Here is an 8,178-nt window from a genome sequence, read left to right on the forward strand (position 1 = left end):
CAGAGGATCGCAATACGTGTCGATCCGTTATACCGAACGTCTGGCACAAGCCGGTATTGAACCGTCTGTCGGCAGTCGCGGTGACAGTTACGATAATGCGCTGGCTGAAACGATCAATGGCCTGTACAAGGCTGAACTGATACACAGGAGAGCTCCCTGGAAAACCAGGGCTGCTGTGGAGCTGGCAACTTTGGAATGGGTTGCCTGGTATAACCATCAACGCCTGCTTGGATCTATCGGGTATATTCCTCCAGCTCAGGCTGAAGAAAACTACCGACAAACCCAGGATAATAAGACATTGATGGATATTTTACTTTAACCAAATAGCCTCCTCGATTGTCGGGACGGTTCACAATGGAGTTACATCTTAGAGTAAAGAGCAGTCATGAACGAAGCCTGGAATCGAATGTAAAATTACGGATAATTTCAATCGTAACTTCTTTCATCATTGGATGATTTGGGTTGATGACTATGTTTCGAGCCTCTGGAATTACCGCTGACGGCACAATTAAACCGAGATATTTTCCATTGAGTAAGAAAGAATCACCATAGGTAGCTGCAGTTGGAGATCCGGGAAGGGCACTCCAACCATCTGGTAAAGCATCAGGCGGCGGAATTTTGTAAAGGCTATTATCATCCGGCAAAGTCATTCTGACAACCACAAGATTCAGTGGAAGATTCGAACCTGTATGTACCAGCTTCTCCATAGCAGCGATTCCCAGCGAGAGACCAGCATAAATTGCTGGTATGCTGGCGCTATTCCAGCGTTGACCTTTTATGCTGGCTCCATATCCGGTACGGTCCAGAGCAAATTCTTTTCTGGAAATTCTCCAGACAAACACTAGGCAATGCCTCCATAAGCAATGGAAGCCAAAACTTTCCTTACTTCATCAGCACCCATATCAGTATCAAGTAACGATAGAGGGGATTCGCCCAAAGCCAGATTAGATTCGAGCATCCAACGCTTCGCCAGATCTGAAGAATCAAAAACTTTTTCTGCTTCGGCCTCGATTAGTGCAATTCGTGCCAATCTCTCGGATTCCAAAGGACCAAGTTTTCCGCTCGATCTGATCTTTCTGGTAATGGTTGCATCAGAGATACCAAGTAACTTTGAAAGTTTTGCTTGAGATATACCGTAGTACCGCCCGGCACCAACTAAATGAGTTACTTTTACTCCATCTCGCACCATCTTAATCCTTTTAGCCGGAGGCATTTTCAGGATCGTCATGCCCCATTCCAGGAAAGAATGTCCGGATGATATTTCCTTTTGTTTGGCTTGTTTTCGCTCAATGTTCATTATTTAATACAGTCAAATGATTAGATATTTACACTCGAAAGATTATATCATTAATAAAGATAAGGATTCTATTCAAAGTGACCTGACCAGCCTTTTTCGATTTAAGGGAACTTGAGACAATGTCATCTTGACGAGAGAAAGGCGTATGAAGAAGACGCAATACAGTGATGAACAGATCGTCCGGATCCTGCGGAAACGGACAAGGATACAGTGGCCGAGATTGTCAGGCGCTACACACCTGGCGCAAGGAATACGGTAGCATGGTGATCGAAATGTAGCATCTATTGGCCTGTGCTTTTCTTCTATGGCCAGGGCAATGGCTAGCCGTGGGTTCGACGACGACAATCCCCGTAGCCTCTTCATTTTTGTCAGTTTTACGATGTGCTGTGTAGGTAATCCTCTACAAAATAGTGGTGAATGGAGGAATTACCAAGCCATATGCACATAAAGGCCGCGATGATTACCAGAACGAAGAGGAGATTCTTCTGCTTGTGCAATTTCCTCTTCTTTTCTTCTGGCGGGAAGCTTACTCCCCCGAACGAAATTTTTGTAGCAGCATGAAAACCGTGGTCGATCCCCATTTTTCTGCACACACCGTCTTGATAGCATCGGCAGACAAAAATCCTGGAATTATCAGTATACGTACGTAACCCATGGGATCGTTTCTTCAAGGAAAAGTACTTTTGATCATTGTCACATGGTTAAAGTAAAAACGCCTTTTCCTGAGGGGTTCTCACCGATAGGCATGAGTGGGAGCGCGCTATACGGTATGGACCGGAATGGAAATGTTCGATTTGGTGGTGCTGTAATTGAATTCAACGAATACACAAACGAATATATGGTTATTGGTGCAGCCATCCTGTCAGGGTTGCTTGGTCATGAAAATGCCTAACAAGGCCATTAAGTTCGCTCCCTGCGGTCGCCGGACGTTCGCAAGCTCGCGCCGTTTATGGCGGCGTTAGAGCATATCATCCAGATACTTGATTCCCACTCAATAAAGGTATACTTTCTATACCATGATAGCTTTTGAGTTTGACGAGGCAAAGAGTCAGGCCAATCTTCTGAAACATGGCATCAGCTTTGTTGATGCTCAAGCATTATGGAATGACCCAAGATTACTGGAGATTCCCGCAAAAACAGAAGATGAACCACGATACCTTATGATAGGGCTGATTAACGGCAAACACTGGTCTGCCGTTATCACTTACAGGGGTACAAATATCAGGCTTATTTCCGTTCGTTGCTCACGTACCGAGGAGGTGACACTATATGAAAGCTAAAGATTTTGAACAGCAGTTTGACGAAGGCGTTGATATTACTGCTTCGCTGGATTTGTCAAAGGCAAAGCGCGTATTGCAAGAGCAAAAACGTGTCAATGTCGATTTCCCAACGTGGATGATTGAGTCTCTTGACCGGGAAGCTGAAAAGCTTGGTGTGACCAGGCAATCTATCATTAAGGTGTGGCTTGCCGAACGCCTCGAAAAGGCTGCTCTAACCCATCCATCAAGCGGGACGCGCTAAAGCGCGCCCCTTATGTCCAACGTTAGCCTGCAATTGAAGCGATTGCATATTGCGTCGTACGTACAATATACGTATGAGTCTATCCTTCGAGTGGGATCCAGAACCTGCGCAAGCATGGTGTTTCGTTCGAAGAGGCTGCGTCAGTGTTCTCCGACGAGCGAGCTCGCCTCATTGACGATCCCGACCATTCGGCTGAGGAGGAACGGTTCGTCTTGCTGGGTTTCAGCGCGAATCTTCGAGTCCTTGTCGTGGTTCATTGTTACCGGAGATCTGGAAGCACGATTCGCCTTATTTCCGCCCGGAAGGCGACACGAGAGGAGAGGCGGTTTTACCCATAGGTATGCCCATGAGACAACAGTATGACTTCAGTTCATCGAGGAAGAATCCCTACGCTGCGAAGCTCAAGAAGCCGGTGACGATTCGGCTGGACGAGGAGTCGATTTCCTACTTCAAGTCGATGTCCGAGGAAACTGGCATTCCGTATCAGAGCTTGATCAATCTCTATCTGAAGGAATGCGCAGCATCAGGTAAGCGGCTGAATCTCTCGTGGAAGTAGCGCGTTGCCGTCTAACAATTAAGGTTATGTCGTGATCGCGAAGCGAACCACGGCATAACCTTAATTGTTAGACGGCAGTTGCGTCAGCTTGAGTACTTTCATTTTTTTGAATTGCTCTCAATGCGACCTGGTAGCAGTCGTCAACATGAGAATTTCCAACTAACTTCATTGACCTGGTCAAGTAAAAGCGGACAATCCAGTTAAGCAACATATTTCAACATTTCCATTTCTGCCTCATATTGGTTTGGACTTTTGTAGCCCAAGTATGAATGCAGTCGATGGCTGTTATAAAGCAGGAAATATACTGCAGCACATCTTGCTGTGCTGCATAGCGAGTCAGGTAGCATTGCCGATGGATTTGCTCCTGTTTAAGGCTACCGAATAAGCGCTCAGCCACTGAATCATGCCGGACCTTGTCCTCTTGCTTGTCAGATCGCGAAACTGCGCTACGCTTGTTTTCCCAACAATTTCCCACACGACTCATACTGCCGATAAAACCATGTATTTTTAAAAGTTGGCGGTACTGTTTGCTGGCGTATTGCGATCCACGATTCGAATGTGCTATCAGTCCTGCTTATGGTTGACGTTGCCAGACAGCCATTTGCAATGCATCACAAACCAGTTTTGCTTTCATTCTTGTACTCATACTCCAGCCGACCATCGTCAGATCACGCAAGGGTCGCAAGGTAGAAAGTCTGGCGACAATAATGGTCGATGAGGTACTGACGAAACTTGCAACTATTCTGGATTGAAGGGAAGGGAAGGGATGCGATGGTGAAGAGCTCATTTACTCATTTTTTATCGGGACGTGTTGTGTACGGTAATCCCCTACAAAATAGTGGTGAATGGAGGGATTATCAAGCCACATGCACATAAAGGTCGCGATGATTACCAGAACGAAGAGAAGATTCTTTTGCTTGTGCAATTTCCTCTTCTTTTGTTCTGGTGGGCTTATTCTCCCGAATGAAATTTTTGTAGCAGCATGAAAACTGTGGTTGATCCTCATTTTTCTGCACACCGTCTTGATAGCAATCGACAGACAAAAATCTCGGAACAGCCAGCATACGTGTCAACAACTTCAATATGAATGATCATCCAGATTCAGGATCCTGGATGTTGATATATCAGCCACCCTCACTCTCACCGTAATAAACAGATAATTCTTCCTTTACTCGTTGATTGAGATCAACTTCAAACGCAGCAGAATGCCTGAAACCTCATTTTTGAAATTTCAAAGGAGCTGTTTTTCTCCTGATCAAGGTAGCAAGCCGCTGCGAAGCTGATCGAATGAGCAAGGTGTAATCAGGACAGAAGATTGCGATATTTCACTCATGCAGTTCTTTTAATTCAAAATCTTACTGAATAATGAGTTTTGTTATACACCTATTTACAAAGAAGTATGCACCGCTTGCGGTGCATACTAAACGTTGGGCGTCACACTGAACCTTCTGAGGCAACGATGGACGAAAACTCACAGGCTAATAAGCACAAACATCTTGACTTCATTCAGGCTGCAATCAATCGAATGGCAGGTAACTTGTTCTTGCTAAAAGGCTGGAGTATCACGTTGATTGCCGCATTGTTTGCACTAGCTGCGAAAGACTCAAACAAGCTCTACATCGTAATCGCGTATTTCCCCTTATTTATTTTCTGGGCGTTAGACGGCTACTTTCTAAGCCAAGAACGCAAGTTCCGAGCCCTGTACGACCACGTTCGCACTCTCGATGAGTCTCAGATTGACTTTTCGATGGACACAAGACCATTTAGCAGCGATATCCGAAATACGTGGGCTGGCTCTGCGTCGTCCAAGACCCTTGTTGTTTACTACGCTGGGCTGGCTGTTGTAATGCTCATTCTCATGTACGTAGTGCGGTAGTTACCAAAGGAGAGGATTGGTGGCACGAAAATGTTTTTATAGCTTTCACTATCAGCCAGATAACTGGCGTGCCTCTACTGTGCGCCAAATTGGAGCTATCGAAGGTAACCAACCGGCCAAAGACAATGATTGGGAGTCGATTGCTAGCGGCGCCAATCAAGACGAGAAAATCAAGCGCTGGATCGCAGAACAAATGCAAGGCCGCACTTGCACGATTGTTCTTGTCGGCACATCTACCGCTAATCGCAAATGGATCAATCACGAGATAGTTAAGTCCTGGAATGATGGGCTGGGTGTGGTCGGAATTCGAATTCATGGCCTAAAGGATCGAAACGGAAATACGTCAGCAATGGGGAAAAACCCTTTCGATCACATAACTCATGGCCCAAGTAAGAAGCCGCTTTCCTCTCTCGTCAAGTGCTATAACCCTGCGGGTGCTACCAGTCAGGATCGTTACGCATGGATTGCTCAGCACCTCGAAAATGCAGTGGCAGAAGCAATACGAATCCGAAAAGCGAACTCGTAACAAAGTGACGCCCAACCCTTCGGTCAAGAGGGACGCTCCGCCGGCAAGCCGGCTACGCGCCTCTTACCTTCAACGTTAGGCATCAGTCGTTCGCATCTCTCACGTGCAGTGATAAATAGCTATGGTGGAGACATCCACCATCAAACTTATAGGAGAAAACTATGTCAAAAGAAATAGCTTATGTGTCCGTACAACTTGACGATAACGTCCCTGAGTACATGGATGGGATAATTCGCTGTGGCTCCGTCACATCTCAAGACGAAGATGGTAACGACCTGCAAGACCACCAAGAGCTTATCGACAACGCGGAGTTCCGCTCGGAAGATGAACTTATCAGCTACGTCGCTAGCAAGCTTGGAGTTAGCAAGGATATTGTTGGCATTGATGCCTAATCGGGTAGCTGGGAGCTTTTAACTCCCAGCCCCCACACCACCCACCGTGCGGGTCCGCAGTAGGCGGTTCAACGAGCGTGCTCGTGTGACGACGACGCCTTCAACCCTTGTCCGGCCCGTAGCTCTGTGCTTTGCACCACAGGTCTTTGATGCTGAGCAGTCCCTGTGCCCTGAGCCAGTCGTTGGACATGGCCTGTTGGGTCACCGGAGTTCTGGCCATGCGCCAATAGCTCAGGCTGCTCACGCCGTGTTGGATGGCAGCCTTCAGCGGTATGCCCAAGTCCAGCAGGTGCCGGATCTTAGTGCGCGCCCAGCGCCACTGTTTCCAGTAGCACATACGCACCCGACGTCGGATCCATTCGTCCAGTTCCGGGATCGGCCGGTAGTACTGGCTGATCCCGTAGTACCCGAACCATCCCCGCAGATACTGACCGAGCTTTTCCAGCCGGTACTCCATGCTGACGCCCCAACTTCTGCCGGTGAGTTGCCGCACCCGATGCTTGAAATTCGCCAGGGATTTCTCTGTCCAGCGGATCTTCTTGCCCACAAGAGTGAAGCCTAGAAAGCTGCATTCACTCATCGGTGCGACTTGGCTCTTGGCCAGGTTCACGGTGAGCTTGAGGGTGGATTGCAGGAAGTACGTGAGGCTTTGCATCACCCGCTCGGCCGCGCGTCGGGACTTGACCAGGATGATCACATCGTCGGCGTAGCGGGCGAAGCGGTGTCCGCGGCGTTCCAGTTCGAGATCGAACTGGTGCAGCAGGACGTTGGCCAACAGCGGCGAGAGCGGCCCGCCTTGCGGCGTGCCCACCTCGCTGGGTTGGGGGTGCTCCCCGACCAGCACCCCGGCGCGCAGGTAGCGCCCGATCAGGGCCAGCAGTCGCTTGTCGGCGATGCTTCGACTCAGCAGGCTCATCAACAGGTCATGGTTGACGTTGTCGAAGAACCTGGCCAAGTCCAGATCTACCGCCCAACGGTAGCCGGCCTTCACGTGCGCCTGCACCTGGCGGATCGCCTGGTGTGCATTGCGGCCCGGTCGGAAGCCGAAGCTCGATGCCGAAAAGCCCGGATCGAAGATCGGTATGAGCACCTGGGCGATGGCCTGCTGGATGACCCGGTCCGTGACGGTCGGGATGCCCAGTTGCCGTTGGCCGCCATCGGGCTTGGGGATATCCACCCGTCGCACCGGTTGCGGCCGATATCGCCCGGCCTCGATCTGCTCGCGCGTGGCTGGCCAGTGTGCGCGGGCGTGTTCGGGCCATTCCGCCGTGGTCACGCCGTCGATACCCGGCGCCCCCCTATTGGATTTGACCCTGCGCCACGCCCGCGCCAGGTTGTCTCTGGCCAGCACGGCCTCGAGCAGGTCTTGGCCGTCTTGGTTATGGTCGTCGTCTTGGTTCAAGGCTCGGTGCATGCCGACCGCCGCCGTGCCTGGCCCATGCGGGCTTCATCGGTTTGGTCGAGTTCGGTCACGTCTGCTCCTTAGTATCTCGTTGTTCAGCCCTTCGGCAGCCCGACACCTGGCTGCCTACTATGGCTTCTGCTGACTTCTGCACCGTCACGCCCACCGTTGCCAGTGGACGCGCTGCCCGTCTGATCGTGCGTCGCTGCCGGTTTCTTCGCTCGTGGCGGGCAGCTCGCCACGGCTCCTGGTCCTTGGTTGCCCGGTGGGACCGGCCGGGTCATCGTCACGATCAGGCTGGCCGCCGTCAGCACAGACCTCCCCAGGTAAGAACGCGAACTGTCGGTGCACAAGCGCCGCATTTACCGTGGCCGGCGTACCGTTGGGCTTCGCTGTCATGTGCCAGCTCGCCTCGCCTGCCTCGGCCTTCTATGCGGTTTCTGTCCGTCGCCTCGCACCTCTTGCACTCCGGCTTCCTCCAGACAATCCCTCACGGGCTTGCCCTTGCCTTCGGCTCGTGGTTATACTCGGTTCACAATGAATCCAAGTCGGTACTCCCACAGGGGACTTGCACCCCATAAGTTCGCGCCCATGCTGGGCGCACACAA

General features: G+C 50.4%; 14 protein-coding genes and 1 pseudogene. 9 read left to right on the plus strand and 6 right to left on the minus strand.

What is annotated here, in order from left to right; translation table 11 throughout:
• Nucleotides 1-319, plus strand: a 319-nt coding sequence (locus B5D58_RS12960) for an integrase core domain-containing protein (protein ID WP_143779596.1), incomplete at its 5' end; no start/stop codon positions are given.
• A 64-nt stretch (nt 320-383) separates the two neighbouring features.
• Here B5D58_RS12960 and B5D58_RS12965 read toward each other — a convergent pair.
• Both B5D58_RS12965 and B5D58_RS12970 read right to left on the minus strand, forming a co-directional pair.
• On the minus strand, nt 384-842 hold the full coding sequence (locus tag B5D58_RS12965) for an RES family NAD+ phosphorylase (RefSeq protein ID WP_011112615.1): 459 nt from the start codon (nt 840-842) through the stop codon (nt 384-386).
• Nucleotides 842-1,228 (minus strand): antitoxin Xre-like helix-turn-helix domain-containing protein, encoded by a 387-nt coding sequence (locus B5D58_RS12970; protein WP_041356838.1) that lies wholly within the window; start codon nt 1,226-1,228, stop codon nt 842-844. The genes B5D58_RS12965 and B5D58_RS12970 overlap by 1 nt, the downstream gene beginning before the upstream one ends.
• A 766-nt stretch (nt 1,229-1,994) precedes the next feature.
• On the opposite strand from B5D58_RS12970, the gene B5D58_RS12980 reads away from it, so the two are divergent.
• The 5 genes from B5D58_RS12980 (at nt 1,995) to B5D58_RS13000 (ending at nt 3,374) form a co-directional block, all read left to right on the plus strand.
• Nucleotides 1,995-2,189 carry a hypothetical protein gene (locus B5D58_RS12980; protein ID WP_041356836.1) on the plus strand — a complete coding sequence of 65 codons (195 nt, stop codon included), beginning with the start codon at nt 1,995-1,997 and terminating at the stop codon, nt 2,187-2,189.
• A 124-nt stretch (nt 2,190-2,313) separates the two neighbouring features.
• A complete protein-coding gene (locus tag B5D58_RS12985) occupies nt 2,314-2,577 on the plus strand; it encodes a BrnT family toxin (protein WP_011112612.1) in 264 nt (87 codons plus the stop codon).
• The gene (brnA, locus tag B5D58_RS12990; RefSeq protein ID WP_011112611.1) at nt 2,567-2,818 is read left to right on the plus strand and encodes a type II toxin-antitoxin system BrnA family antitoxin; all 252 of its coding nucleotides are present in this window, start codon (nt 2,567-2,569) and stop codon (nt 2,816-2,818) included. Before B5D58_RS12985 ends, brnA begins: the two co-directional genes overlap by 11 nt.
• Nucleotides 2,819-2,922: 104 nt before the next feature.
• Nucleotides 2,923-3,156: a BrnT family toxin gene (locus tag B5D58_RS12995; RefSeq protein ID WP_412458340.1), complete on the plus strand. Its 234-nt coding sequence runs from the start codon at nt 2,923-2,925 to the stop codon at nt 3,154-3,156.
• 8 nt (nt 3,157-3,164) lie between these two features.
• A complete protein-coding gene (locus tag B5D58_RS13000; RefSeq protein WP_041357279.1) occupies nt 3,165-3,374 on the plus strand; it encodes a BrnA antitoxin family protein in 210 nt (69 codons plus the stop codon).
• 200 nt (nt 3,375-3,574) lie between these two features.
• Here B5D58_RS13000 and B5D58_RS13005 read toward each other — a convergent pair.
• A pseudogene (locus tag B5D58_RS13005) lies at nt 3,575-4,035 on the minus strand (DDE-type integrase/transposase/recombinase); the annotation flags it as partial.
• A gap of 196 nt (nt 4,036-4,231) precedes the next feature.
• The gene (locus tag B5D58_RS13010; RefSeq protein ID WP_176766716.1) at nt 4,232-4,447 is read right to left on the minus strand and encodes a hypothetical protein; all 216 of its coding nucleotides are present in this window, start codon (nt 4,445-4,447) and stop codon (nt 4,232-4,234) included.
• Between the two features lie 386 nt (nt 4,448-4,833).
• On the opposite strand from B5D58_RS13010, the gene B5D58_RS13015 reads away from it, so the two are divergent.
• The 3 genes from B5D58_RS13015 (at nt 4,834) to B5D58_RS13025 (ending at nt 6,168) form a co-directional block, all read left to right on the plus strand.
• Entirely contained in the window at nt 4,834-5,250 is a 417-nt protein-coding gene (locus tag B5D58_RS13015) for a hypothetical protein (RefSeq protein WP_041356834.1), read from the plus strand.
• Between the two features lie 19 nt (nt 5,251-5,269).
• Nucleotides 5,270-5,776 (plus strand): TIR domain-containing protein, encoded by a 507-nt coding sequence (locus B5D58_RS13020; RefSeq protein WP_041356833.1) that lies wholly within the window; start codon nt 5,270-5,272, stop codon nt 5,774-5,776.
• A gap of 161 nt (nt 5,777-5,937) precedes the next feature.
• Nucleotides 5,938-6,168 carry a hypothetical protein gene (locus tag B5D58_RS13025; protein ID WP_041356832.1) on the plus strand — a complete coding sequence of 77 codons (231 nt, stop codon included), beginning with the start codon at nt 5,938-5,940 and terminating at the stop codon, nt 6,166-6,168.
• A 100-nt stretch (nt 6,169-6,268) separates the two neighbouring features.
• Here the strand turns inward: B5D58_RS13025 and ltrA are convergent, their stop codons facing one another.
• Both ltrA and B5D58_RS14255 read right to left on the minus strand, forming a co-directional pair.
• Nucleotides 6,269-7,570, minus strand: a complete 1,302-nt coding sequence (gene ltrA / locus B5D58_RS13030) for a group II intron reverse transcriptase/maturase (protein ID WP_198407847.1) — start codon at nt 7,568-7,570, stop codon at nt 6,269-6,271.
• 95 nt (nt 7,571-7,665) lie between these two features.
• Entirely contained in the window at nt 7,666-7,812 is a 147-nt protein-coding gene (locus B5D58_RS14255; protein WP_158297474.1) for a hypothetical protein, read from the minus strand.
• Nucleotides 7,813-8,178: the final 366 nt, after the last annotated feature.

Source organism: Nitrosomonas europaea (genome assembly GCF_900167395.1).
Classification (GTDB): Bacteria; Pseudomonadota; Gammaproteobacteria; order Burkholderiales; family Nitrosomonadaceae; genus Nitrosomonas; species Nitrosomonas europaea.

What these genes read in the sequence shown, in the direction of transcription:
- B5D58_RS12970 (WP_041356838.1), bottom strand. Translation starts at nt 1,228, where the DNA reads ATGACGATCCTGAAAATGCCTCCGGCTAAAAGGATTAAGATGGTGCGA.
- B5D58_RS13025 (WP_041356832.1), top strand. Translation starts at nt 5,938, where the DNA reads ATGTCAAAAGAAATAGCTTATGTGTCCGTACAACTTGACGATAACGTC.
- B5D58_RS12980 (WP_041356836.1), top strand. Translation starts at nt 1,995, where the DNA reads ATGGTTAAAGTAAAAACGCCTTTTCCTGAGGGGTTCTCACCGATAGGC.
- brnA (WP_011112611.1), top strand. Translation starts at nt 2,567, where the DNA reads ATGAAAGCTAAAGATTTTGAACAGCAGTTTGACGAAGGCGTTGATATT.
- B5D58_RS12985 (WP_011112612.1), top strand. Translation starts at nt 2,314, where the DNA reads ATGATAGCTTTTGAGTTTGACGAGGCAAAGAGTCAGGCCAATCTTCTG.
- B5D58_RS13015 (WP_041356834.1), top strand. Translation starts at nt 4,834, where the DNA reads ATGGACGAAAACTCACAGGCTAATAAGCACAAACATCTTGACTTCATT.
- B5D58_RS13000 (WP_041357279.1), top strand. Translation starts at nt 3,165, where the DNA reads ATGAGACAACAGTATGACTTCAGTTCATCGAGGAAGAATCCCTACGCT.